Origin of the sequence: Dokdonella fugitiva, from assembly GCF_004342425.1 — a bacterium.
Classification (GTDB): Bacteria; Pseudomonadota; Gammaproteobacteria; order Xanthomonadales; family Rhodanobacteraceae; genus Dokdonella_A; species Dokdonella_A fugitiva.
Window position 1 is genome coordinate 540,872 of record NZ_SLWQ01000001.1, and the last position, 25,238, is coordinate 566,109.

A 25,238-nucleotide genomic window follows, 5' to 3' on the forward strand; every position below is an offset into this window, starting at 1 on the left:
GAGTTATATGATCAAGCCGCACGGCTCATTAGTATCAGTTAGCTCGGCATTGCTGCGATACACACCTGACCTATCAACCACGTAGTCTTCATGGGGCCTTCAGGGGACTTGTGTCCCGGGAGATCTCATCTTGAGGCGCGCTTCCCGCTTAGATGCTTTCAGCGGTTATCGCTTCCGATCATAGCTACCCGGCAGTGCCACTGGCGTGACAACCGGAACACCAGGGGATCGTCCACTCCGGTCCTCTCGTACTAGGAGCAGCCCCTCTCAAATCTCCAACGCCCACGACAGATAGGGACCGAACTGTCTCACGACGTTCTGAACCCAGCTCGCGTACCACTTTAAATGGCGAACAGCCATACCCTTGGGACCGGCTACAGCCCCAGGATGTGATGAGCCGACATCGAGGTGCCAAACACTGCCGTCGATATGAACTCTTGGGCAGTATCAGCCTGTTATCCCCGGAGTACCTTTTATCCGTTGAGCGATGGCCCTTCCATACAGAACCACCGGATCACTAAGACCTACTTTCGTACCTGCTTGATCCGTCGATCTTGCAGTCAAGCACGCTTATGCCTTTGCACACAGTGCGCGATGTCCGACCGCGCTGAGCGTACCTTCGTGCTCCTCCGTTACTCTTTGGGAGGAGACCGCCCCAGTCAAACTACCCACCATACACGGTCCCCGATCCGGATAACGGACCTAGGTTAGAACGTCAAGCACTTCAGGGTGGTATTTCAAGGATGGCTCCATGCAAGCTGGCGCCTGCACTTCAAAGCCTCCCACCTATCCTACACAGAAGAACTCAACGTTCAGTGTAAAGCTATAGTAAAGGTTCACGGGGTCTTTCCGTCTTGCCGCGGGAACGCTGCATCTTCACAGCGATTTCAATTTCACTGAGTCTCGGGTGGAGACAGCGCCGCTGTCGTTACACCATTCGTGCAGGTCGGAACTTACCCGACAAGGAATTTCGCTACCTTAGGACCGTTATAGTTACGGCCGCCGTTTACCGGGGCTTCGATCAAGAGCTTCGCCTTGCGGCTGACCCCATCAATTAACCTTCCGGCACCGGGCAGGTGTCACACCCTATACGTCCACTTTCGTGTTTGCAGAGTGCTGTGTTTTTGATAAACAGTCGCAGCGGCCTGGTCACTGCGGCCCAGGACTGCTCAGCAACGCATGTTGCCACAGTCTTGGGCGCACCTTCTCCCGAAGTTACGGTGCTATGTTGCCTAGTTCCTTCACCCGAGTTCTCTCAAGCGCCTTGGGATTCTCACCCTGCCTACCTGTGTCGGATTACGGTACGGTCCTCGTGATCTGAAGCTTAGAAGTTTTTCCTGGAAGCGTGGCATCAGTGACTTCGTCCTAAAGGACTCGTCTCGGTGCTCGGTGTATGATCCTCCGGATTTTCCTAAAGGATCCACCTACCGCCTTTCCCCGGGACAACCAACGCCCGGTACACCTAGCCTTCTCCGTCACTCCATCGCAATCACGAGCGGTTCTGGAATATTAACCAGATTCCCATCGACTACGCGTTTCCGCCTCGCCTTAGGGACCGACTAACCCTGCGCCGATGAACGTTGCGCGAGGAAACCTTGGGCTTTCGGCGAGGGGGCTTTTCACCCCCTTTATCGTTACTCATGTCAGCATTCGCACTTCCGATACCTCCAGCAGACCTTACGATCCACCTTCACAGGCGTACGGAACGCTCCTCTACCGCTCACACTTGCGTGTGAACCCCGAGCTTCGGTGCATGGCTTAGCCCCGTTAAATCTTCCGCGCGGGCCGACTCGACCAGTGAGCTATTACGCTTTCTTTAAAGGATGGCTGCTTCTAAGCCAACCTCCTGGCTGTCTATGCCTTCCCACATCGTTTCCCACTTAGCCATGACTTTGGGACCTTAGCTGCAGGTCTGGGTTGTTTCCCTTTTCACGACGGACGTTCGCACCCGCCGTGTGTCTCCCGTGCTTGCACGTGCTGGTATTCGGAGTTTGCCATGGTTTGGTAAGTCGCGATGACCCCCTAGCCATAACAGTGCTCTACCCCCAGCAGTGATACACGAGGCGCTACCTAAATAGCTTTCGAGGAGAACCAGCTATCTCCGGGTTCGATTAGCTTTTCACTCCTAGCCACACCTCATCCCCTACTTTTGCAACAGGAGTGGGTTCGGGCCTCCAGTGCGTGTTACCGCACCTTCACCCTGGGCATGGCTAGATCACCCGGTTTCGGGTCTACGCCTTGCGACTATGCGCCCTATTCAGACTCGGTTTCCCTTCGCCTCCCCTATACGGTTAAGCTTGCCACAAAACGTAAGTCGCTGACCCATTATACAAAAGGTACGCCGTCACCCTTGCGGGCTCCGACTGCTTGTACGCATACGGTTTCAGGTTCTATTTCACTCCCCTCTCCGGGGTTCTTTTCGCCTTTCCCTCACGGTACTGGTTCGCTATCGGTCGGTCAGGAGTATTTAGCCTTGGAGGATGGTCCCCCCATGTTCAGACAGGGTTTCACGTGCCCCGCCCTACTCACTTTCATCGCACAAGCCCTTTCGCATACCGGGCTATCACCGTCTACGGCTGGCCTTTCCAGACCATTCCGCTAGAACTTGCACGACTTTTGGGCTGCTCCCCGTTCGCTCGTCGCTACTAGGGGAATCTCGGTTGATTTCTTTTCCTTCAGGTACTGAGATATTTCAGTTCCCTGAGTTAGCTTCCCAGTTCTATAGATTCAAACTGGGATACCGCTTGCGCGGTGGGTTTCCCCATTCGGACATTCCCGGATCGAAGCTTGTTGCCGGCTCCCCGGGACTTTTCGCAGGCTACCACGTCCTTCATCGCCTCTGACCGCCAAGGCATCCACCGTATGCGCTTAGTCGCTTGACCATATAACTCCAAGTCGCCTCGGAGCCATACAACAAACAACTCAAATTACTTCGCCTACTTGCCTCAACGACACGTCTGGTTCGACAGAACCAAAACGCTTGTTTACGTCCCAAGTTTTCAAAGAGCACGATGCGCACTTCAACGTCGCATCGTGAAAAATTCTGAGAGTGTGCTGATCCAGAGGAATATGGTGGGTCTGGGAGGACTCGAACCACCGGCCTCACCCTTATCAGGGGTGCGCTCTAACCACCTGAGCTACAGACCCGGTAATTTTCTGGTGGAGCTGATCGGGATCGAACCGATGACCCCCTGCTTGCAAAGCAGGTGCTCTCCCAGCTGAGCTACAGCCCCGAAAGGGGACTCGCGGCCTAGCCGCGTCTCTGGATGCAGGTATCTTGTGTGGGCACCTTGAAGTGGTGAAGTCATACTCGAAAGGAGGTGATCCAGCCGCACCTTCCGATACGGCTACCTTGTTACGACTTCACCCCAGTCATTGACCACTCCGTGGCAAGCGTCCTCCTTGCGGTTAGACTACCTGCTTCTGGAGCAACCAACTCCCATGGTGTGACGGGCGGTGTGTACAAGGCCCGGGAACGTATTCACCGCGACAATGCTGATTCGCGATTACTAGCGATTCCGACTTCACGGAGTCGAGTTGCAGACTCCGATCCGGACTGAGACCGGCTTTCTGGGATTGGCTCCGCCTCGCGGCATCGCAACCCTCTGTACCGACCATTGTAGTACGTGTGTAGCCCTGGCCGTAAGGGCCATGATGACTTGACGTCATCCCCACCTTCCTCCGGTTTGTCACCGGCAGTCTCCTTAGAGTTCCCACCATTACGTGCTGGCAACTAAGGACAAGGGTTGCGCTCGTTGCGGGACTTAACCCAACATCTCACGACACGAGCTGACGACAGCCATGCAGCACCTGTGTTCCGATTCCCGAAGGCACTCCCGCATCTCTGCAGGATTCCGGACATGTCAAGGCCAGGTAAGGTTCTTCGCGTTGCATCGAATTAAACCACATACTCCACCGCTTGTGCGGGCCCCCGTCAATTCCTTTGAGTTTCAGTCTTGCGACCGTACTCCCCAGGCGGCGAACTTAACGCGTTAGCTTCGACACTGAGCACCTAAGTGTGCCCAACATCCAGTTCGCATCGTTTAGGGCGTGGACTACCAGGGTATCTAATCCTGTTTGCTCCCCACGCTTTCGTGCCTCAGCGTCAGTACTGGTCCAGATGGCCGCCTTCGCCACGGGTGTTCCTCCCGATCTCTACGCATTTCACCGCTACACCGGGAATTCCACCATCCTCTACCGTACTCTAGCTCGCCAGTATCCACTGCAATTCCCAGGTTGAGCCCAGGGCTTTCACAACGGACTTAACGAACCGCCTACGCACGCTTTACGCCCAGTAATTCCGAGTAACGCTTGCACCCTTCGTATTACCGCGGCTGCTGGCACGAAGTTAGCCGGTGCTTATTCTTTGGGTACCGTCATCCGCACGAGGTATTCGCCCGTACGATTTCTTCCCCAACAAAAGGGCTTTACAACCCGAAGGCCTTCTTCACCCACGCGGCATGGCTGGATCAGGCTTGCGCCCATTGTCCAATATTCCCCACTGCTGCCTCCCGTAGGAGTCTGGACCGTGTCTCAGTTCCAGTGTGGCTGATCATCCTCTCAGACCAGCTACGGATCGTCGCCTTGGTGGGCCATTACCCCGCCAACTAGCTAATCCGACATCGGCTCATCTTATCGCGTGAGGCCTTGCGGTCCCCCACTTTCACCTCTCGGTCGTATGCGGTATTAGCGTAAGTTTCCCTACGTTATCCCCCACGACAAGGCAGATTCCGATGTATTCCTCACCCGTCCGCCGCTCGCCACCAGGGTTGCCCCCGTGCTGCCGCTCGACTTGCATGTGTTAGGCCTGCCGCCAGCGTTCACTCTGAGCCAGGATCAAACTCTTCAGTTAAAACTTCAGGCTTTCGGGCCGAGGCCCTACGACCAAACTTCTGAGTGAGAACCAAGCACTGTAAAGCTTATGCTTTGACGTTTGCTTGGACGCACTTTGTATCGATGGACTTGCATCCACCACAAGGCGCCCACACAAGTTACCTGCGCACACTTTCAAAGATCAAAGGCTTGCGAGATTTTTCTTCTCTCGCGCCTCAGGACATTTCGTCCGAGGGAGCCGCGTATCTTACATCGTTTTTCGCATCCGTCAACACCTCGATGCGAACTTTTTTCTGCCGCCGACGCCGCGTTTCCGCCTCGTCGTCGCCTTCGTCGTTCGGTCCGTTTCGGACCAGCCGTCGAAGGGGCGCGCATCTTACATCCGATTCCCGTTTCGTCAACCCCTCGCCGCGAAACTATTTTCAGTCGTGGCGGACGGTGCGTTCCGGGCCTCGCCTTCGTCGTTTTGGCCGCGAGGGCCAATCCGTCGAAGGGGCGCGAATCCTACATCCGATTCCCGTTTCGTCAACCCCTCGCCGCGAAATATTTTGCTTCGTGGCGAGACGCTGCGTCGCGGGTTTCGCCTTCGCCGATTTCGCCGCGAGGCCAGTCGTCGAAGGGGCGCGCATCTTACATCCGATTTCCGCTTCGTCAAGCCGCCGCTGCGAGATTTTTTCCTGCTCGCCGCGACGCTCCGCGGAGCATCGGCTTTCGTCGTCGAGCCGCGAAGGCCAGCCGTCGAAAGGGCCGCGAATCCTACAACCAAACGCGGATCCGTCAAGCCCTCGGGCGAGGATTCTTCCGGCGCGCGCGCCGGCCGTCAGCCGGCGACCAGGCGCACGCGCGCGAAAGCGCGTTTGCCGAGCTGGAGGAGCAGTTCGCTTCCCGGCGCGAGCACGAGTTCGCGATCCTCGACCACCGCGCCATCGATGCGCAGCGCGCGCTCGGCCATCTTGCGACCGGCTTCGGAGTTGCTCGCGGCGAGCTTCGCCGCGACGAACAGCGGCGCGACGCGGATCCCCGCGGCGGGAACGGTGATGTCCTGCAGCGGCAGGTCGACGTCGACACGCTGCTCGCGCACCAGCGCCGTCCACTGCGCGACCGCGTTTTCCGCCGCCGCCGCGTCGTGGAAACGCGCGGCCAGCTCGCGCGCAAGGCCGAGCTTGGCGTCGCGTGGATGCAGCTGCCCGGCCGCGACATCCGCTTTCATTCGCGCAAGGTCCGCGCTGCTGCGCTCGAGGCTCAGCAGGTCGTACCAGCGCCACATGAGCTCGTCGCCGATCTTCATCGTCTTGTTCACGATGTCGATGGCGGGCTCGGCGATGCCGATGTAGTTGCCGAGCGACTTGGACATCTTGGCGACGCCGTCGAGCCCCTCCAGCAGCGGCATCGTCAGCACGACCTGCGGCGGCTGGCCGTAGTGTTCCTGCAGGCCGCGCCCCATGAGCAGGTTGAACTTCTGGTCGGTGCCGCCGAGTTCGACGTCCGCCTCGAGCGCGACCGAGTCGTAGCCCTGGACCAGCGGATAGAGGAATTCGTGGATCGCGATCGACTGCTGCGCCGCGTAGCGCTTGGCGAAGTCGTCGCGCTCGAGCATGCGCGCGACGGTGTGCTGGGCGGCGAGCCGGATCATGTCCGCCGCCGCCATGCGGCCGAACCATTCGGAATTGAAGCGCACCTCGGTGCGCTCGGGGTCGAGGATCTTGAATACCTGCTCGGCGTAGGTCTTCGCATTCGCCTCGATGTCCTCGCGCGAGAGCGGCTTGCGCGTCACGTTCTTGCCGGTCGGGTCGCCGATCATCCCGGTGAAATCGCCGATCAGGAAGATCACCCGGTGGCCGAGCTCCTGGAACTGCCGCATCTTGGTCAGCAACACCGTGTGCCCGAGATGCAGGTCCGGCGCGGTCGGGTCGAAACCGGCCTTCACGCGCAACGGGCGGCCAAGCTTCAGGCGCGCCTCCAGATCCTCCCGCTTGATGATTTCGTCGGCGCCGCGACCGATGAGGTCGAGCGCGGCCTGGGTGTCCGTCATGGCATGTCCTGTGCGCGCGATGCCGTGAAGGGCGTCGCAGCGCGTGTCCTCGGTGGTTGGGAATTCCGGCACCGAATGGGGCGCCGCGGTTAATAATTCGTTAGTCAACGATCTTTCGCAAGTCCTTGTCGCCATTGGCATTGACGCCGGCGCGGCAACGCAACTATGGTACCCCGCGACCGACCGGGCTGCGACAGTGAACGACATCCACAACGACAACAATAACGCCCGCCACAAGGCTCGTCGTCTCACCATCCGGCGCCATGCGCAGCGACGGCATTTCCATTTCTATTCGCGCGTATCGAACTGGACGTTCCTGCAGAACGTTTCCGCTTCGCCGATCAGCTGGCGTGCCGAGCATTGGATCCTCGGCGGCGTCTGCGTGCTGCTGACCGCACTCGTCGGCATCGTGATCCCGACCTTCGCCAACGCGACGCGACACGACCCCGCTCCCGTACCTTACACGACGCTGGCGCTCGACCTCCCGCCCCTGCCCGGCGGCGAGGCCGATCCGGCGATCGGCGCCTACGCGGGGAGCTCCGAACCCGACTGGCAGGTCGTGACCGTGCGCGCAGGCCAGTCGCTGTCGGACATCTTCCGCGAGCAGGGTTTCGCGCCGGTCGACCTGCAGCGCGTGCTCGATTCGCAGCAGGACGCAGCCGCGCTGCGCCATATCCGGCCGGGCCAGGAATTCGCCTTCGCCCACGCGCCGGACGGCTCGCTCACGGCGATGCGCTTCGAACGCGGCGACGCGACGCGCGTGGTGTTGCACGTCGGGCCCGATGGCGTGCGCGAAGCGGCGGTCGAGCGCGCGGTCGAACGCCGCACGCACGTAGCCCACGGCATCGTCACGCGCTCGCTGTTCTACGCCGGCGAGCGCGCCGGGCTCAGCGACGGCATGGTGCTCAAGCTCGCCAACGCCTTCGGCTACGACATCGATTTCGCCCAGGACCTGCGCGAAGGCGACAGTTTCAGCGTCATCTACGACGACATCTACCGCGATGGCGAGCGGCTGCGCGACGGCGACATCATCGCCGCGACGTTCGTCAACCAGGGCAAGCGCTACACCGCGATCCGCTACACCAATGCGGACGGCGAGACGACGTACTACACCGAGGACGGCCGCCCGCTGCGCAAGTCGTTCCTGCGCACGCCGGTCGAGTTCACGCGCATCTCCTCGACGTTCTCCACCGGCCGCATGCACCCGGTACTCGGTTACATGCGCGCACACAAGGGCGTCGATTACGCGGCACCGACGGGCACGCCGATCCGCGCCGCCGGCGACGGCAAGATCACCTACCGCGGCTGGATGTCGGGCTACGGCAACTTCGTGGTCGTGCAGCACAACGCGCACATCAGCACCGCCTACGGCCACATGTCGCGCTTCGCCAGCGAACGCCTCGGCGACCATGTCAAGCAGGGCCAGATCATCGGCTACGTCGGCATGACCGGCCTCGCCACCGGTCCGCACCTTCACTACGAATTCCGCGTCGACGGTGGCCACCGCAATCCGCTGACCGTGACGTTGCCGCCGCCGGAACCGTTGCCGGCCAGCCAGCTCGCGCAGTTCCGCCAGCAGGCGGCGCCGCAGCTCGCCCGGCTCAAGATGGTCGACGCAATGCAACTGGCACGCGCCAAAGATTGACGTGACGCCCTCGCGCGCGTCGCTTCATCTCGGGCTCATTTCCGGCACCAGTGCCGACGGCATCGACGCTGCACTCGTGCGCTTCGAACCGCGGCCCGAACTCCTCGCCGCCCGCACCTTCGAATACCCGGCGTCATTGCGCGAGCGCGTGCTCGCGTTCGCGCGCAGCGCGGTCTCGGTCGCGCTCGACGATTTCGGCCGGCTCGACGTCGAGATCGGCGCCGCGTTCGCCGACGCGGCATCGGGCCTGCTGCGAGCGAGCGGCGTCGATGCGCGCGACGTCGCCGCGATCGGTTCGCACGGCCAGACCATCTGCCACCGCCCTGGCGGGCCCTGGCCGTTCACCCTGCAGATCGGCGACCCGAATGTCATCGCCGAGCGCACGGGGATCACCACCGTTGCCGACTTCCGCCGCGCCGACGTCGCGGCCGGCGGCCAGGGCGCACCGCTGCTGCCCGCCTTGCATGCCGCGGTCTTCGCGGACGGCGCGAACGCGCGCGCGATCCTCAACCTCGGCGGCATCGCCAATCTCACCCTGCTGCGCCCCGGCGAACGCGTGCTCGGCTTCGACACCGGCCCGGCCAACTGCCTGCTGGACGCGTGGGCGGCGCGCCACCTGGGCCGCGCGCGCGACGAGGGCGGTGCTTGGGCACGCAGCGGCCGCTGCGACGACGCGCTCGTCGACGCCTGGCTGGCCGAGCCCTATTTCGCCGCCGTGCCGCCCAAGAGTACGGGGCGCGAGGTGTTCAATCTCGATTGGTTGCTCGCGCGCCTTCCCGCACACGTCGCGCCCGCGGACGTGCAGGCGAGCCTGCTCGTGCTCAGCGCGCGCAGCATCACCCAGGCGCTGCAGGCGCATGCGCCCGCGACGCGCGAGGTCTACGCCTGCGGCGGCGGCGTGCACAACGCCGCCCTCATGGACGCGCTGCGCCACGAAATGCGCGGCATGCACGTCGACACGACCGCCGCGCTCGGCATCGACCCCGACTTCGTCGAGGCGGCCGGATTCGCCTGGCTCGCGCGTGCGCGCCTCGAGGGCATCCCGGGCAACCTGCCCTCGGTCACCGGCGCGCGTGGGCCGCGCCTGCTCGGCGCCGTCTATTCGGGGCGCTGATCGCGCGTGCGCTCCTGCCCGCGCACGCGCGACCACAACGCGAGCATCAGCACGGCGGCCGGAACCAGCGCGAGCACGGTGATCACGAAGTACAGGCCATAGCCGGTCGTCGCGGCGATGCCGCCGGCGAAGAAGCCGAGCACCTTGCCCGGCAGGTTCACCAGCGAGCTCAGCAACGCATATTGCGTGGCCGTGTGCTCCCGATTGACCAGCGAGGAGAGGAACGCGACGGTCGGCGGCCCGAGCATGCCGAGGGTGAAGTTCTCCACCGAGATGACCAGGGTCAATGCGAGCAGGTTGCCCTGGTGCACGATCAGGAACAGGTACAGCAGGTTGCTGCAGCCGCACAGCAGGATCGTCGCGCACAGCGGCCGCCAGGCGCCCCAACGCGCGACGAGCACGCCGCCGACGAAGACGCCGACGATGCCGATCCAGACGCCATAGAGCTTGGTGATCGCGCCGATCTCGGTTTTCGAGAAACCCATGTCGCGATAGAACGGGCTCATGATGCCGCCGATGGTGGCCTGCTCCGGGATCTTGAACAGCAGGATGAACAGCAGCGTCGTCAGCGCGAACTGCCAGCCGTAGCGACGGAAGAAGTCGGCGAACGGATCGACGATCGCGTGCTGCATCGCCGCGCGCCAGCTCGGTGGAGCCAGGCGATGGACCACCGGTTCGCGCGCAGCGATCGTCGCCGCGATCGGCACGGCCATGGCGACTGCCATCGCGAGGTAGACGACGCTCCACGCGACGTGGTCGGCGAGGATCAGCGCGAGCGCGCCGGCCAGGATCAGGGCGATGCGATAGCCGAGCGAATACGTCGCAACGAGCGCGCCCTGCGACTCGACCGGCGCGATCTCGATGCGGTACGCGTCCACCGCGATGTCCTGGGTCGCGCCGCTGAACGCGACCACCAGCGTCGCCACGACGAACGGACCCAGCTGCGTGGGCGTCAGCAGGGCCATGGCGAGCAGGCCGCCGACGACCCCGCATTGCGCGAGCAGCAACCAGCCGCGGCGTTGGCCGAGGCGGGCGAACAGCGGCGGCCGCCAGTGATCGAGCAACGGCGCCCACAGGAACTTGAACGCGTACGCCATGCCGGCGCTCGCGATCATCGTGATGTCGCGCAGCTCGATGCCGCGTTCCTTGAGCCAGTACGCGAGCGTGCCGGCCACGAGCAGGAAGGGCAGTCCGGACGCGAATCCGAACAGCAGCATCGTCCATGCCGCCGGCTGCGCGAAAGCCTGCCAGATCGACGCGTGCGGCGCGGCGCCCCGCTTCGCGTCAGTCACGATAGTCGACGCTGTACGGCGCGTGGTCGGAGAAACGCGGCTCACGCGCGATCGAGCACGCCAGCAGGCGATCGCGCAGCGACGGCGTGACGAATTGGTAGTCGATGCGCCAGCCGACGTCGTTCGCGCGCGCGGCGCCGCGATTGCTCCACCAGGTGTATTCGACCGCATCGGGCTTGAGCACGCGGAAGCTGTCCAGCCAGCCGTGCGCGGGCGCAGGCGTGCCGTCGCCACGGGCGTCGGCGATCATGCCGTTGAGCCAGGCGCGCTCGCCCGGCAGGCAGCCGGAGTTCTTCTGGTTGGACGTCCAGTTGCGGATGTCGTTCCGGGCCCGGACGATGTTCCAGTCGCCGCACAGCACGTAGTCGCGCCCGCTCGCGAGCCACTGGTCGAGAACGGGCTTGAGCCATTTCATGACCTCGAACTTGACCGCTTGGCGCTCCTCGCCCGACGAACCGGACGGGATGTAGAACGAAACGACGCTGAGGTTGCCGTACCGCGCCTCGATATAGCGCCCCTCGTCGTCGAACGGCGCCCAGCCGAGCGACGTGCGCACCTCGTCCGGCTCGCGCTTCGAGTAGATCGCCACCCCGCTGTAACCCTTCTTCGTCGTCGCGTCGCGGTAGAAGCAGTGATGACCGTCCGGGCGGAACATCGGGTCGGCGAGCTGGTCCTCCTGCGCCTTGGTTTCCTGCACGCAGACGACATCCGCGCCCTGCGCGCGCAGCCAGTCGAAGAAACCCTTGTTCGCGGCCGAGCGGATGCCGTTCGCATTGAAGGAAATGATGCGCATTGGGGGAGCTGAGGACTGAGGGCTGAGGGCCTAGCGTGCCGCGAGCGCAGCGCTGCTGGCAACAGCGGGCACGGTCCGCTCATTCGCCATGCACCTTACACTCGCAGCCCCCAGCCCTCGGCCTCAGCCCTCGTATGAAATCCAGCCAACGCGAATTCCTCGATCTCGCCCTCGCTCGCAACGCGCTGCGCTTCGGCGAGTTCACGCTCAAGTCCGGGCGGATCAGCCCGTATTTCTTCAATGCGGGCCTGTTCGATTCCGGCGCTGCGCTCGCCACGCTCGGGCGCGCGTACGCCGAAAGCGCGGCCGCGTCCGGCCTGGGCTTCGACATGCTGTTCGGGCCAGCCTACAAAGGCATCGTGCTCGCCGCGCTCACGGCGGCGGCGCTCGCCGAGCACCACGGGCGCGACGTGCCGTTCGCCTACAACCGCAAGGAAGCGAAGGACCACGGCGAGGGCGGCCTGCTCGTCGGCGCGCCACTGCGCGGGCGGGTGCTCATCGTCGACGACGTGATCACCGCGGGCACCGCGATCCGCGAATCGCTCGCACTCATCCGCGCCGCCGGCGCCGAACCGGCCGGCGTGTTGATCGCGCTCGACCGCGAGGAGCGCGGCCAGGGCGAGCTCTCGGCGACGCAGGAGCTCGCCGCCGAGCATGGCATCCCGACCGTCGCGATCGCGCGGCTCGGCGACCTGCTCGCCTACGCCGCGGACCGGCCGGATCTTGCCGATCATCGGCCGCGCCTGACCGCATATCGGGAGCGCTACGGCGTGGCGACGTGAGCACCGCGCCAGCCGGCGCCGCTGGCTATACTCGCGTCCCGGAGGGCTTCCCATGCACATCCCGTCGTCCCGCCTGCTCGTCCTCGCGCTCACGGCCTGCGTCGGCGCAGGCGCGACCGGTGCGGTCCATGCCACCACGCCGCAGGACCACAATCGCTACAAATGGCGTGACGCGCAGGGCAACCTGCATTACAGCGATTCCGTGCCGGCGGAGGCGACGAAGTTCGGGTACGACGTCGTCAACCCGCAGGGGATCGTCGTCAAGCACGTCGACCGTGCCAAGACCGCCGACGAACTCGCCGAGGCCAAGCTCGCGGCGAGCAAGGCCCTCGCCGAGCGCAAGGCCGCCGAGCAGCGCGCGCGCGACGACGAGCAGTTGTTGAGTACCTATCCGCAGGAGGAAGACCTGCGCCGCGCGCAGCAGCAGCAGCTGGAGATGCTCAACCAGCAGATCAAGTCGTCGGAGGTCAGCCTGCGCAACCAGGAGCAGTCGCTGGCCGAACTGCTGGACCGCGCGGCGGAAGCGGAGCGCACCGGCAAGGAATTCCCGCCCGACCAGGCCAGGCAGCTCGCCGTCATGCGCAAGAAGGTCGACGCGCAGAAGGCCGCCGTGGCCAAGCAGGAAGCCGACCGCGACGAGGCGAGCAGCCACTTCGAGGAAGAAGTCGCCCACTATCGCGAACTGAAGGCACGCATCGCCGAAGCACGCAAATAGGCGCGATCGCGTCTGCGGAGAGTGTCCATGAGCCGTTGTCCGTCCTGCGAATCCGACGAGAGCTCGATCGTCGAGCGCGTGGTCCTCGGCGAAGGCCAAGCTGCGGATCGGCGCGAATGCAGCGCCTGCGGCGAGCAGTGGATGGTGCCCGTCGCGACCGTGGTGATGCCCGGCGCGGACGCCGTCATCGAGGCGATCGAGCTGAGCGATGGCGACGGGGATGCGCCGGACGACGCCGATGGCGTCGAGGAATGGTTCCGCTGACGCAGCGGCCGCGCTGCCGGCGCGGCGCTGCGGTCAGAACGGCAGCGGCAACGAGGAATCGAGCGCGAGCAGTTGGCTGCGGAACACGTCCTGGATGCGGCGAAGCGCGGGCGCGCTGTCCGCGTCGAAACGCAACACGAGCACCGGCGTCGTGTTCGACGCGCGCACCAGCCCCCAGCCGTCCGGCCAGTCGGCACGCACTCCATCGATCGTCGTGAGGCGCGCGCCGTCGAACTTCGCGCGCGCGCGAAACGCCTCGATGAAGCGATAGTGTTCGCCCTCGCGCATCGGGATCTTCAGCTCGGGCGTGGATACCCCCTTCGGCAGCGTCGCGAAAATCTGCTCCGGCGTACGCCCGTCGATGTCGGCGGCGAGGATCTCCATGAGGCGCGCCGCGGAGTAGATGCCGTCGTCGAAGCCGTACCAGCGTTCGCCGAAGAAGAAATGCCCGCTCATCTCGCCGGCGAGCGCCGCGTTGGTCTCGCGCATCTTCGCCTTGATCAGCGAATGCCCTGTTCGCCACATCAGCGGGCTGCCGCCCTGCTGCAGGATCAACGGCTGCAGGTGGCCGGTGCATTTGACGTCGTAGATGATCGTCGCGCCCGGATTGCGCAGCAGGATGTCGGTCGCATAGAGCATGAGCAGGCGATCGGGGAAGATCACCTCGCCGCTCGCCGTGACCACGCCGAGGCGGTCGCCGTCGCCGTCGAAGGCGAGGCCGACGTCCGCGCCGATGTTCTTCACCGACACGATGAGGTCCTGCAGGTTGTGCAGGTCGGACGGATCCGGATGGTGGTTCGGGAACGTGCCGTCGACGTCGCAGTACAGCGGAACGACCTCGCAGCCGATGCCTTCCAGCACGGCCGGGGCGATCGCACCCGGAATGCCATTGCCGCAATCCACGACCACCTTGAGCTTGCGCTCGACCTGGATGTCGTCGGTAATGCGGCGGATGTAGTCGTCGCCGACGTCGAGCGTCTGCAGTCCGCCCATGCCATCGACGAAGCGCTCCTCTTCGATGCGCCGGTACAGGTTCTGGATCGCGTCCTCCGACAACGTCTCGCCGCCGAGCACGATCTTGAAGCCGTTGTAATCGGGAGGATTGTGGCTGCCCGTGACCGAGATGCCCGACCCCGTGCGCAGGTGGTAGCAGGCGAAATACGTGACCGGCGTCGGCGCGGCACCGATGTCGATCACGTCGATGCCGGTCGAGCGCAGGCCGTTGATGAGCGCGAACACGAGATCGGGGCCGGACAGGCGCCCGTCGCGGCCGACCACGATTTCGGTCAGGCCGCGATCGCGTGCCTCGCTGCCGATCGCCCGGCCGATCATGCGCGCGACACCGGTGGTCAGCGTATCCCCGACGACACCGCGGATGTCGTAGGCGCGGAAGATGCTCGGATCGACGACGACGACCTCGTCCTTCCTTTCGGCGCGGGCTGGCGCCGGCGCGGCCGCCTTGGCGAGCGGCGCGGCAGCGGCCTCGGGCTTGGCCTTGAGCGCCTGTGCGAGCGTCATCTCGGGTTGGACATCCTTGGGCTTGCGCTGCAGGACCGCCCTGGCGCGCTCGTGCCCGACGCTACGGACCCACAACGCGCCGATCCCGCCGACCAGGCACAGCAGGCTCAACAGCGCCGACACGGGCAGGCTTTCCGTGAACATGATGAAGTAGCCCGGATCGGCCTTGCCGATGCGCAGCCGCGTACCCGGGATCGGCTCGCCGACGTCGGCGATCGACGAACCGCTATGTTCGCCGATGCCGGCGATCACGAGATCACCGCGACCGTCACCCTGGCGCAACTCGAGCCTCGCGCCGCTGACCGACGTGCGAGAGAACGCCGCGAGCAGCGGCTTGAACGGCAACTCGACCACCGCGAACGCGACCACGCGTTCGCCGACGCGCGCCGGCATCGCGATCATGAGCTGCTGGCCGGCCTCCTCCGTGCGCATCTCGGCGAGCGGTTGCTTCGGATCGATCTTCGCCTGCAGCAGCGCCGCCGCCTTGGCGTAGCCGATCGCCTTGAGATCGCCCGACAGCACCTCGTCGAGGTCGGCACTGAAGAATTCCGCATCCGTCGCCTGCGGCAGCAGTTGCCGCAAGGCCGCCGCAGCCGCGGTTCGTCCGTCGGCGCCGAGCTTCAGGGGCTCCTGCACGCTCGGGTCCAGCAGCGCCTGCTGCACGCCCTGCTGCCGCTCGCGCACTTCGTTGGAGATCGCCGCGATCGCTTCGAGGCGGGCGTTGTCCGCGCTCTCCGCACCGCGGTGCGCGAGCCACAGCAACCACGTCTGCCACGCCATGAACGTGCCGAACACGAGCAGGAAGGTGCCGAGCGCGAACGGCCCGAGCGTGCGCAGCGCCGGCGCCACGCGATGCAGCGCCTGCGCGACCTGTTCCTTCGGGGATGTCTTGCCTGGTGCGGCCATGCCCTTCCTCGTGGTTCGACTCGCCTACCGCGGCGCGTGCGCCATCAATGCCTGCCCGAACTGCCGAATCCGCCTTCGCCGCGTTCGCTCGGCGCGAACTCGTCGACGACGCGGAAGGCCGCGCGCACGATCGGCATGATCACCAGCTGGGCGATGCGCTCCCCGGGTGCGATGGTAAAGGCCGCATCGGAACGGTTCCAGCACGAGATGAGCAGTGGTCCCTGGTAGTCCGCGTCGATGAGGCCGACCAGGTTGCCGAGCACGATGCCGTGCTTGTGGCCGAGGCCCGAGCGCGGCAGCACGACCGCGCACAGGGAGGGATCGCCGATATGGATCGCGATGCCGCTCGGCACCAGCGCGCTCGCGCCCGGCGCCAGCACGAGCGGGGCGTCGACCATCGCGCGCAGGTCGATCCCGGCGGACGCCGCGGTGGCGGGCGAAGGCAACGGAAACTCGCGGCCGAGGCGCGCATCGAGCACCTTGAGTTCGATCTCGCGCACGTCACCCTCGCCGGCAGGGCTCATGCGTGCTGCTCCCCGACCGGCTTGCGCAACCGGGCGATGCGCGCGACGAGCGCGCGCGCGAGATCCGCCTTGTCGCCGCGGTCGAGCGCCTCGCGCCCACCGGGCCAGAGCAGCAGCAAGGCATTGTCTTCGCGCTCGAAGCCGAGGCCGGCACCCACTTCGTTGGCGGCGATGAGGTCGAGGCGCTTGCGCTCGAGCTTGGCGCGCGCGTACTCCTCCACGCGCTCGGTCTCGGCCGCGAAACCGACCACGAACGGGCGCGGATCGAGCGCGGCGACCTCGGCGAGGATGTCGGGATTCTGCACGAGGCTGAGGTCGAGCCCGCTGTCGGCCGACGCCTTCTTGAGCTTGTGCGGCGCGACGTCGCGCGGCCGGAAGTCGCCCACCGCCGCCGCCGCGACGAACACGTCGCTGGCGCCGGCGCGTTCGAGCACGGCCTCGCGCATCTCGCGCGCGCTGCGCACGTCGACGCGCTCCACGCCGCGCGGCGTCGGCAGGTGCACGGGACCGGCGACGAGCGTGACCTGCGCCCCCTCCGCCGCCGCGGCCGCCGCGACCGCGAACCCCATGCGGCCGGAACTGCGATTGCCGATGAATCGCACCGGATCGATGTCCTCGTAGGTCGGGCCGGCGCTGACGAGGAAGCGCACGCCGTCCAGTTCGCGCGGGCGCCGGCGCTCGACGAGGCGCGCGACGATCTCGTCGGCCTCGAGCAGGCGCCCGGCGCCGAACTCGCCGCAGGCCTGGCTGCCCGAACCCGGGCCGAGCACGTCGACGCCCCGCTCGCGCAGCACGCCGAGGTTCGCCTGCGTCGCCGCATGCGCCCACATCTGCTGGTTCATCGCCGGAGCGACCGACAGCGGCGCCGCGGTGGCGAGGCAGAGCGTCGCCAGCAGGTCGCCGGCCAGGCCGTGCGCGAGGCGCGCGAGCAGGTCGGCCGATGCAGGCGCGACGATGACCTCGTCGGCCCAGCGCGCGAGTTCGATATGCCCCATCGCCGCTTCCGCCGATTCGTCCCAGAGGCTCGTGCGCACCGGATGGCCGGACAGGGCCTGGAACGTGAGCGGGGTGACGAAGCGCGCCGCGTTCTCGGTCAGCACCACGCGCACCTCGGCCCCGGCGGCGCGCAGCCGCCGCACGAGTTCGGCGCCCTTGTAGGCGGCGATGCCACCGGACACGCCGAGCAGCACGTGCACGCCGGCGAGGGGTTCGCGCGATGGTGAGAAGCGCTCCGGCACGTGGACGTCGCGACGCGTCATCGGGCGGCGCCTGCTCGTGGAGCGCGCCGGAACGGCGCGGGCGAGCGCCTGCCGTCGTCGAAGCGGAAAGTCATGTAGGGAAACCACCGACAGGACAGGGGAACGCTAGCTTACTGAAAATCGCGGCCGACGCCGCTGCGGCGCGCGCGTAACACCCGGCAGACTGCGCGCATGAAGGAAATCGCCCGCCCCAAGCCGCCACCCGCCGTCCGGGCGCGCGCAGCGAGTCCACGCCGATGAGCATCCGTGACTGGCCCGACGGCGAGCGGCCGCGCGAGAAGCTGCTCGCACGGGGTGCGGGCGTGCTGTCGGACGCGGAGCTGCTCGCCGTGTTCCTCGGCTCGGGCCGGCGCGGGCTGAGCGCCGTCGATCTCGCCCGCAACCTGCTCGCGGACGCCGGCGGGCTCAAGCCCCTGCTCGACGCGCCACGCGCGCAGGCAGGCATCGGCGCGGTCGCCTGGTGCCGCCTTGCCGCCGCGCTGGAGACCGGCCGCCGCTACCTCGACGCGGAGTTGCGCCGGGGCGAGGCGCTCACCGACCCGTCCGCGAGCGCGCGCTACCTCAAGGCCCGCCTCGCCGGCTATCCGTACGAGGTGTTCGCCTGCCTGTTCCTCGACAACCGCCACCGGGTCATCGTGTTCGAGGAGTTGTTCCGCGGCTCGATCGACGGCGCCAGCGTGCATCCGCGCGAAGTGGTGCGGCGCTGTCTTGTGCACAATGCCGCTGCGGTGATCTTCGCCCACAACCATCCGTCCGGGATCGCCGAGCCGAGTGCCGCGGACCGCGCGATCACCCAGCGCCTGCGCGAGGCGCTCGAGCTCGTCGACGTGCGCCTGCTCGACCATTTCGTCGTCGGGCAAGGCACGCCGACCTCGCTGGCGCAACGCGGCTGGCTCTAGGACGCGCGGGCTATTTCCCCCTTTATACTCGCGACCAATCCACCACCTGCCCGCCGAACGCCGTGATCCTGCCGTTCCCGAGCCGCTACCCCGCCGATGAAACCGAGTGCCGGATTCCGGACGCGGCCGCGGCGCGCGCGCTCGTCGGCGCGGCCGCGGCGCCGGTCGAAGCCCTGCTCGCGCGACGACGCGCGGAGTGGGCGGCGCTGCCGGCGGGCGGCGACGAGGCACTGCTCGCGCGCACCGAGGACGCGGTCCGCCTCGGGCATGCGCGGCTCGCGTTCCGCCACGGCAATCTCGGCAACGATTTCCACGCCTACCACAACGAGGGGCACGTGCTGGAGATCTGTGGTGGCCGCATCGACCGCCTGCGCGACACGCTCGGCCTCGCCGCGCTGGGGCTGCGCGACTGGTGCGCGCTGATGCTGTTCGGCGCCTGCCACGACCTGCGCCAGCGCGAAGCACCGAATCTCGTCGACGGCATCGGCGCGAACGAGCGCGCGAGCATCGACGAAGCGCTGCGCATCCTCGACGCCTGCGGCTTCTCGCGCGACCGCGACGCCGACCTCTACGCCGCGCTCGAACTCATGATCGCCGGCAGCACGTTCGACGCGCGACCGGTGCCGGGCGGATACCAGTACAACGCGGCCGACCTCGTGCAGAGCGGCGGCGCCCTCGCCTCGCGCCTTCACCAGGTGCTCGATCGCCGCAGCCCGGGTTGGCGCCACGATCCGCTGATCGTCGCGGCCCAGCGCCTCGCCCTCGTCGCCGCCGACCTCGACACCGCGAACGTCGCCGAGCCATTCGGTCGCTTCGCGAGCACGGCGGAGAACCTGTGCCGTGAACGCGAGATGCTCAGCGGTCGTTCGCTCGCCGCGGGCGAAAGCGCGCTGCCGGTGCTCGGCTTCCTCACCGACGGCCAGGACCGATTCTTCTTCGAACTGCACCGCTTCCAGTCCGATGCAGGCATGGCCGCGTTCGGGCCGGGGAAGGAGGCGAACGCGCCCAAGCTCAAGGCGCTGTGCATGGGCGTACGCGCGCGCATCGCCATGCAGGGCGCGCCGCAGACGGGCAACCAGGTCATCGAGGCCTACCGCGCGACGCTCGCCGACCTCACGGTCTGACCGCCGGCTCCGGCGGCAACGGCCACTGCGCCGGGGGCACGGCCGGCAACCCGCGCGCCGAAGCAGGCCCGGGGCCGCTACAATACGCGGCTTTTCCACGCCGGCCCGACCCGTGAAACAACAGCTCCGCGACCTCGTCCTCGCCGCGATCGGCACCCTCCAGGCCCGCGGCGAACTGCCTGCCGGCGCCGCGCCCGCGTTCGTCGTCGAACGCACCCGCAACCGCGACCACGGCGACTTCGCGACCAATGCCGCGCTGCTGCTGGCGAAGACCGCTGGCAGGAAGCCGCGCGACCTCGCCGCCGCGCTCGTCGCCACGCTGCCGGCACGGGACGCGATCGCGAAGGTCGAGATCGCCGGCCCCGGCTTCATCAATTTCTTCCTGAGCCCGGCCGCCTACCAGGCCGAGGTGCGCGCCGTGCTGGCCCAGGGCGCCGAGTATGGCCGCAGCCACGCCGGCGACGGCCGCACCGCGGGCGTCGAGTTCGTCTCGGCCAACCCGACCGGCCCGCTGCACGTCGGCCACGGCCGCGCCGCGGCGATCGGCGACTGCATCGCGCGCATCCTCGCCGCGAATGGCTGGAAGGTCATGCGCGAGTTCTACTACAACGACGCCGGCGCGCAGATCAACAACCTCGCCATTTCCGTGCAGGCACGCGCGCTGGGCCTCGGTCCCGACGATGCCGGCTGGCCCGACGACGGCTATCGCGGCGAATACATAAAGGACGTCGCTGCCGCCTACCTGCGCGGCGACAGCGTGGAGGTCGAAGGCCATACCGTGGTCGGCGCGAAGGACCCGCACGACCTCGATGCGATCCGCGAATTCGCCGTCGCCTACCTGCGGCGCGAGCAGAACGCCGACCTCGCCGCGTTCGGCGTCGGCTTCGACGTCTATTTCCTCGAGAGCTCGCTGTACCGCGACGGCAAGGTCGAAGAGACCGTGCGCGAGCTCGTCGCGCACGGCCACACCTACGAGGAAGGCGGCGCGCTGTGGCTGCGCACGACCGAATTCGGCGACGACAAGGACCGCGTCATGCGCAAGTCCGACGGCACGTACACGTATTTCGTACCCGACGTCGCCTACCATCGCAGCAAGTGGCAGCGTGGCTACGAGCGCGCGATCACCGAACTCGGCTCCGACCACCACGGCTCGCTCGCGCGCGTGAAGGCCGGGCTGCAGGCGCTCGACTGCGGCATCCCGCCCGGCTGGCCGGAGTACGTGCTGCACCAGATGGTCACGGTCATGCGTGGCGGCGAGGAAGTGAAGCTGTCCAAGCGCGCCGGCAGCTACGTGACCCTGCGCGACCTCATCGACGAAGTCGGCCGCGATGCGACGCGCTGGTTCCTCATCGCGCGCAAGTCCGACTCGCAGCTCGTGTTCGACATCGACCTCGCGCGCGCGCAGACCAACGACAATCCGGTCTACTACGTCCAGTACGCGCATGCGCGCGTCGCCAGCGTCATGCGCCAGCTCGCCGAACGCGGGCTCGCCTGGGACCGCGCGAACGGCCTCGCCCACCTCGCGCGCCTCGACGGCGAAGCCGAACAGCTCGTGCTGGCGGAACTGTCGCGTTATGCCGAAGTGGTCGAGAACGCCGGCGCCAGCCTCGAACCGCATCTCGTCGCGACCTACCTGCGCGAGCTCGCGGCCGCATTCCACGGCTGGTACAACACGAGCCAGTTCATCGTCGACGAGGCCGACCTGCGCGACGCGCGGCTCGCGCTCGCCAACGCGGCGCGCCAGGTGCTCGCGAACGGCCTCGACCTGCTGGGCATGTCCGCCCCGGAGAGCATGTGATGGCAGCGAAGAAGGGACGCCAGGCGACGCGTGGCGGCAACGGCGGGCAGAAGCCGGCCTGGCTGTGGGTGCTGGTCGGCATGCTGCTCGGCATCGGACTCATGGCCCTCGTCCTCGTCAAGGACTGGGCACCACTGCTGCGCCACAAGGACCTGCCGCAGCCGAATCCGCAGGCGACCGCGCCGAAGGAAAGCGAACCGCCGGTGGCGGAGGCGAAGCCGAAGAAGAACTACGACTTCTACCAGGTGCTGCCCGAGGCCGAGGTCGTGATTCCGGATGCCGAACTGTCGGCCAAGGCCAAGGCCGAACAGCAGGCCCGCGCGAACGCGACGCCGTCGACGACGATCGCGCCCCCGGCCCCGACGCCGGGCCGCTACGTCCTGCAGACCGGCTCCTACCCGGACCCGAAGGCCGCCGACGAGGCCAAGGCGAAACTCGCGCTCGCGGGTTTCGTCGCGCAGGTGCAACCGGTCACGATCAACGGCAAGACCTGGCATCGCGTGCGCCTCGGTCCGTATCCGAGCGCGAGTGAACTCGAGGCGGCGAAGCGTTCGCTCGCCGAGAACGGCATCAACGCGATCGCGCTGAAGGAACAGCCCGCGCAGTGATCCTGCCGCGCGGCGCCGACGGCGGCGCCGCGTCGAAACCGTCGCGGAACACGATGTCCGACGCATCCGGCGCGAACGTCGCCGCGACCGTGCAGTCGGCGACGATCGGCGCGGTCGTGTAGAGCGTACCCGCGAGCACGCCGCCGCAGCCGTCGACGGCGTCGATCGCATGGCCGGGATCGGCCTGCACGTCGAACGCGACGGTGTCGCCCTCGTCGACCACCTGCGGCGTCGCCGGCGACAGCACGCCGCCCGGCCCCGCCTGCGGTGTCACCGTGTGCGTGTCCCCGACCTGCGAAGATGCGAACCGATAGACGACGCCGGTGGCGGTGTTGGCGACGTAGAGGTTGCCAACCTCGTCCTCGCCGAAGCCCGAATACGTGCCGTAGCCGTTTGCATCGTCGCGCCAGATCGTCGAGCTCCACTGGCCGAGCGCATCCGGCTTGGCGAAGAAGATCTCGCTCGAACACGAGTCCGCGTACACGTACGTGCCCCGCAGCGGCCCGATCGGCCCGCGATAGCGGTAACCGCCGGTGACCGCGCAGCGGCCACCCGCGTGCGTGTACTCGAGCAGCGGCAGCACGTTCGGCGCGATCGGCGGCGTGCACGCCTGGCTCGAATTGAACATGGCCGTGCCTTCCATGCAGTGCCAGCCGTAGTACGGCGGGTCGTTCGAGCCCGCGGCGCGCAAGTCGATTTCCTCGTACTGGTTCTGGCCGACGTCGCCGATCCAGACGTCACCGGTGGCGCGGTCGAAGCTCCAGCGCCACGGATTGCGGAAGCCGTACAGCCAGATCTCGTCGCAGGTCTGGCTGCTGCCGACATAGGGATTGTCGGGCGGTATCGCGTACTCGGCGGCGACGCCGGTCGCCGTCCCGCACATCTCGGGGCCGGCGACCGCGCCGCGCGTATCGACGTCGATGCGCAGCATCTTGCCGCGCAGGAAGTACTGTGGCGTCGCGGAACCCGTGCCGCAGCTCGCCGAGGTCGTGTCGTTCGGCTTCTTCCACAGGCATTCGGCGAGCCAGTGCGTGCCGCTTTCCTGTCCGCCGTCGCCCGAGGACATGTAGAGGTAGCCGTCCGGGCCGAAATGGATGTCGCCGCCGTTGTGGAACGACGGCGGCGAATTGTCGGCAAGCCGCATGACGACGGTGCCGGTGGGATTGGCGACATCGGGGTTCGCCGATACCGTGTAGCGCTCGAGTACTTCGTCCGGCCCGCTGCCGAGGCAGGTGCCCGCCGGCGTGCAACCGGGCGGGCGCATCGAGACGACGTAGAACTCGTCGTTGTGAGGCAGCCCGTCGCGGCCATAGTTCGGGTGGAACGCGAGGCCGAGCAGGCCGCTCGTGCCGCCCGAGCCGGGATAGGTCACGGGCACGGTGAGGAACGGGGTCGGCAGCAGCACGCCGTCCTTGACGATGCGGATCGTGCCGGCCTGGCTCATCACGAACAGGCGCCCGCTGCCGTCGTGCGGCGCGCGCACGCCGATCGGCGCCTCGACCTCGTCGGTGACGACTTCGAGCGTGAGATCAGCCGGCGCGGTCTGCGCCGACGCCGCTCCAGCCATGCCGAGCGCGACGGACAAGGCGAGCCTTGCGTGGCGGGGCAGGCCCCTCCTGGCCGCACGCATCAGTCGAATCCGTTCATGAAGACGACGTCGTCGTTGTCCGGCGAATGGAACACGTACACTTCGCCGCCCTGGCTGGCGACGTAGAGGTTGCCCTGCGCATCCTCGCCGAAGCCGTAGGTGTTCATGCCCGGCGTGCCGCCGAGCGTCTGGTACGTCCAGGTCGGCGCAGCGGTATCGGCGACGATGTAGACGTCGCCCGTGCAGTAGTCGCTGAACACGTATTGCCCGCGCAGCGGCGCGATCGGTCCGCGATAGACGTAGCCGCCGGTGACGGCACAGCCGAACGGCGCCGTGCCGTGGCCGTAGTCGAGCCTGGGCGGTACGCTGCCGGCCGGCCCCGTGCATGGAGAGCCTCCCGCCGTGCCGTTGGGATTGAAGATGTGCCGCCCCTCGCAGGCATTCCACTGGAAATTCTGCCCCGCACTGCCCGCGGGCTGGAAATCGACCTCTTCCCACGAACCTTGTCCGACGTCGCCGATCAAAAGGTCGCCCGTCTGTCGGTCGAAGCTGAAGCGGTACGGGTTGCGGAAACCCCAGTTGAAGATCTCGGCGCACTCCCCGGGAAACTGGGCGACGTCGCGGAAGGGATTGCCCGGCGGGATCGCGTACGGCGCCGGCTGTCCGGGGGTCGCGCCACAGAAGTTGGCCGGCGCCGATGCGGTCGTCGCGTGCACGTCGAGCCGGATGATCTTGCCGAGCAGGTAGTAGGTCGGCCCCTGGCCCGTCGTGGAATGGCAGCTCGCGGGATTGTTGTCGGCCTTCTTGCGCCCCGTGCACTGCGCGAAGCCGTTCGGGTCGTTCTGCACGCCACCGTCACCCATCGACCAGTTGAGCCAGCCCTGGTGGTCGAAGTGCAGGTCGCCGCCGTTGTGGTTGCCGGCGATGTCGGGCACGCGCAGGATCACCGAGCCGGTCGGGTTGGCTACGTCGGGGTTCGACGAGACGGTATAGCGGGCGAGCACCTGGTCCCTGCTGTCGCCGATGCCGCTGCCGGTCGCGGTGTAGGTCACGTAGAACGTGCCGTTGCTCGCGAACTGCGGATCGAACGCGAGGCCGAGCAGGCCCTGTTCGCTGACGCAGCTGACCGGGACGGAGAGGAAGGCCGTCGGCAGCACGCTGCCATTGCGCACGATCCGCACGTGGCCGGTCGTGTTCGAACTTCCAGGGTTGTCGCAGCGCTCGACCACGAAGGTGCGTCCGCTGCCGTCGTTCGGCGCGCGGATGGCGACCGGTTCGGAGAACGTCGTCGACGCATCCGGCCAGCGCACGAGTTCGAGGTCGGGGGGATCGATCGCCGCGTGCAACGACGTGCTCGCGACGGCGAGGAGGCAAGAAATGATCCGACGCAGCACGAGGCGAACTCCGCAGTGACCGGAAAGCGCCTTGTACCACGTCGCCGCATGCGCGAGCGCGATGCCATATCCGTGGCATGCGTCATCATCCGCTCGGGCGCGCCCGCGTACGATCGCCGGATGCGGCGAAACCGCCGCGTCGCCGCCGGA

Annotated in this window: 17 protein-coding genes, 2 tRNA genes and 2 rRNA genes; 9 read left to right on the top strand and 12 right to left on the bottom strand. The window is 66.7% G+C overall.

Annotated elements, in window-relative coordinates:
• Positions 1 to 7: 7 nt before the first annotated feature.
• The 5 genes from EV148_RS02305 to tyrS all read right to left on the bottom strand — a co-directional run bounded on the left by EV148_RS02305 (position 8) and on the right by tyrS (position 6,865).
• Positions 8 to 2,882, bottom strand: a 23S ribosomal RNA gene (locus tag EV148_RS02305).
• Positions 2,883 to 3,070: 188 nt separating this feature from the next.
• A tRNA-Ile gene (locus tag EV148_RS02310) sits at positions 3,071 to 3,147 on the bottom strand.
• A gap of 10 nt (positions 3,148 to 3,157) precedes the next feature.
• Positions 3,158 to 3,233: transfer RNA gene (locus tag EV148_RS02315), tRNA-Ala, on the bottom strand.
• 80 nt (positions 3,234 to 3,313) lie between these two features.
• Positions 3,314 to 4,852: ribosomal RNA gene (locus tag EV148_RS02320) — 16S ribosomal RNA — on the bottom strand.
• Together the 16S and 23S rRNA genes with 2 tRNA genes alongside form the textbook arrangement of a ribosomal RNA operon.
• Positions 4,853 to 5,653: 801 nt before the next feature.
• Positions 5,654 to 6,865, bottom strand: coding sequence for a tyrosine--tRNA ligase (gene tyrS / locus EV148_RS02325; protein WP_131992844.1), 1,212 nt, complete (start codon positions 6,863 to 6,865; stop codon positions 5,654 to 5,656).
• Between the two features lie 196 nt (positions 6,866 to 7,061).
• On the opposite strand from tyrS, the gene EV148_RS02330 reads away from it, so the two are divergent.
• Together EV148_RS02330 and EV148_RS02335 are read left to right on the top strand one after the other, a co-directional pair.
• Positions 7,062 to 8,510 carry an OapA family protein gene (locus EV148_RS02330; protein ID WP_241987948.1) on the top strand — a complete coding sequence of 483 codons (1,449 nt, stop codon included), beginning with the start codon at positions 7,062 to 7,064 and terminating at the stop codon, positions 8,508 to 8,510.
• 1 nt (position 8,511) lies between these two features.
• A complete protein-coding gene (locus EV148_RS02335) occupies positions 8,512 to 9,624 on the top strand; it encodes an anhydro-N-acetylmuramic acid kinase (protein ID WP_131992847.1) in 1,113 nt (370 codons plus the stop codon).
• On the opposite strand, the gene EV148_RS02340 is transcribed toward EV148_RS02335, so the two are convergent.
• The gene (locus EV148_RS02340) at positions 9,609 to 10,916 is read right to left on the bottom strand and encodes an AmpG family muropeptide MFS transporter (RefSeq protein ID WP_241987949.1); all 1,308 of its coding nucleotides are present in this window, start codon (positions 10,914 to 10,916) and stop codon (positions 9,609 to 9,611) included. The two genes, EV148_RS02335 and EV148_RS02340, sit on opposite strands and share 16 nt — an antisense overlap.
• A complete protein-coding gene (locus EV148_RS02345) occupies positions 10,909 to 11,709 on the bottom strand; it encodes an exodeoxyribonuclease III (protein ID WP_131992850.1) in 801 nt (266 codons plus the stop codon). Before EV148_RS02345 ends, EV148_RS02340 begins: the two co-directional genes overlap by 8 nt.
• Before the next feature lie 134 nt (positions 11,710 to 11,843).
• On the opposite strand from EV148_RS02345, the gene pyrE reads away from it, so the two are divergent.
• Genes pyrE through EV148_RS02360 form a run of 3 tightly spaced genes read left to right on the top strand, consistent with a single transcriptional unit; the run spans position 11,844 to position 13,470 of the window.
• A complete protein-coding gene (pyrE, locus tag EV148_RS02350; protein WP_131992853.1) occupies positions 11,844 to 12,491 on the top strand; it encodes an orotate phosphoribosyltransferase in 648 nt (215 codons plus the stop codon).
• A gap of 52 nt (positions 12,492 to 12,543) precedes the next feature.
• Complete coding sequence (locus tag EV148_RS02355) at positions 12,544 to 13,206, top strand: DUF4124 domain-containing protein (RefSeq protein WP_131992856.1); 663 nt, start codon at positions 12,544 to 12,546, stop codon at positions 13,204 to 13,206.
• A gap of 27 nt (positions 13,207 to 13,233) precedes the next feature.
• Positions 13,234 to 13,470, top strand: coding sequence for a hypothetical protein (locus tag EV148_RS02360; RefSeq protein ID WP_131992859.1), 237 nt, complete (start codon positions 13,234 to 13,236; stop codon positions 13,468 to 13,470).
• A gap of 33 nt (positions 13,471 to 13,503) precedes the next feature.
• On the opposite strand, the gene EV148_RS19040 is transcribed toward EV148_RS02360, so the two are convergent.
• Genes EV148_RS19040 through coaBC form a run of 3 tightly spaced genes read right to left on the bottom strand, consistent with a single transcriptional unit; the run spans position 13,504 to position 17,677 of the window.
• Complete coding sequence (locus EV148_RS19040; RefSeq protein WP_131992862.1) at positions 13,504 to 15,894, bottom strand: phosphomannomutase/phosphoglucomutase; 2,391 nt, start codon at positions 15,892 to 15,894, stop codon at positions 13,504 to 13,506.
• A gap of 44 nt (positions 15,895 to 15,938) precedes the next feature.
• Positions 15,939 to 16,418 (bottom strand): dUTP diphosphatase, encoded by a 480-nt coding sequence (gene dut / locus EV148_RS02370; RefSeq protein ID WP_199222697.1) that lies wholly within the window; start codon positions 16,416 to 16,418, stop codon positions 15,939 to 15,941.
• Positions 16,415 to 17,677, bottom strand: a complete 1,263-nt coding sequence (coaBC, locus tag EV148_RS02375; RefSeq protein ID WP_131992865.1) for a bifunctional phosphopantothenoylcysteine decarboxylase/phosphopantothenate--cysteine ligase CoaBC — start codon at positions 17,675 to 17,677, stop codon at positions 16,415 to 16,417. The genes dut and coaBC overlap by 4 nt, the downstream gene beginning before the upstream one ends.
• A 236-nt stretch (positions 17,678 to 17,913) precedes the next feature.
• Between coaBC and radC the strand changes: the two genes are divergently transcribed.
• From radC to EV148_RS02395, 4 genes are all read left to right on the top strand, one after another.
• Complete coding sequence (radC, locus tag EV148_RS02380; protein ID WP_131992868.1) at positions 17,914 to 18,576, top strand: RadC family protein; 663 nt, start codon at positions 17,914 to 17,916, stop codon at positions 18,574 to 18,576.
• Positions 18,577 to 18,638: 62 nt separating this feature from the next.
• Complete coding sequence (locus EV148_RS18815; protein WP_131992871.1) at positions 18,639 to 19,700, top strand: hypothetical protein; 1,062 nt, start codon at positions 18,639 to 18,641, stop codon at positions 19,698 to 19,700.
• Positions 19,701 to 19,812: 112 nt separating this feature from the next.
• A complete protein-coding gene (argS, locus tag EV148_RS02390; protein ID WP_131992874.1) occupies positions 19,813 to 21,498 on the top strand; it encodes an arginine--tRNA ligase in 1,686 nt (561 codons plus the stop codon).
• Positions 21,498 to 22,106, top strand: coding sequence for an SPOR domain-containing protein (locus tag EV148_RS02395; RefSeq protein WP_131992877.1), 609 nt, complete (start codon positions 21,498 to 21,500; stop codon positions 22,104 to 22,106). Before argS ends, EV148_RS02395 begins: the two co-directional genes overlap by 1 nt.
• On the opposite strand, the gene EV148_RS02400 is transcribed toward EV148_RS02395, so the two are convergent.
• Both EV148_RS02400 and EV148_RS02405 read right to left on the bottom strand, forming a co-directional pair.
• Positions 22,069 to 23,736 carry a PQQ-dependent sugar dehydrogenase gene (locus EV148_RS02400; RefSeq protein WP_158287274.1) on the bottom strand — a complete coding sequence of 556 codons (1,668 nt, stop codon included), beginning with the start codon at positions 23,734 to 23,736 and terminating at the stop codon, positions 22,069 to 22,071. The genes EV148_RS02395 and EV148_RS02400 overlap by 38 nt on opposite strands.
• Positions 23,736 to 25,088: a PQQ-dependent sugar dehydrogenase gene (locus EV148_RS02405; RefSeq protein WP_131992883.1), complete on the bottom strand. Its 1,353-nt coding sequence runs from the start codon at positions 25,086 to 25,088 to the stop codon at positions 23,736 to 23,738. The genes EV148_RS02400 and EV148_RS02405 overlap by 1 nt, the downstream gene beginning before the upstream one ends.
• Positions 25,089 to 25,238: the final 150 nt, after the last annotated feature.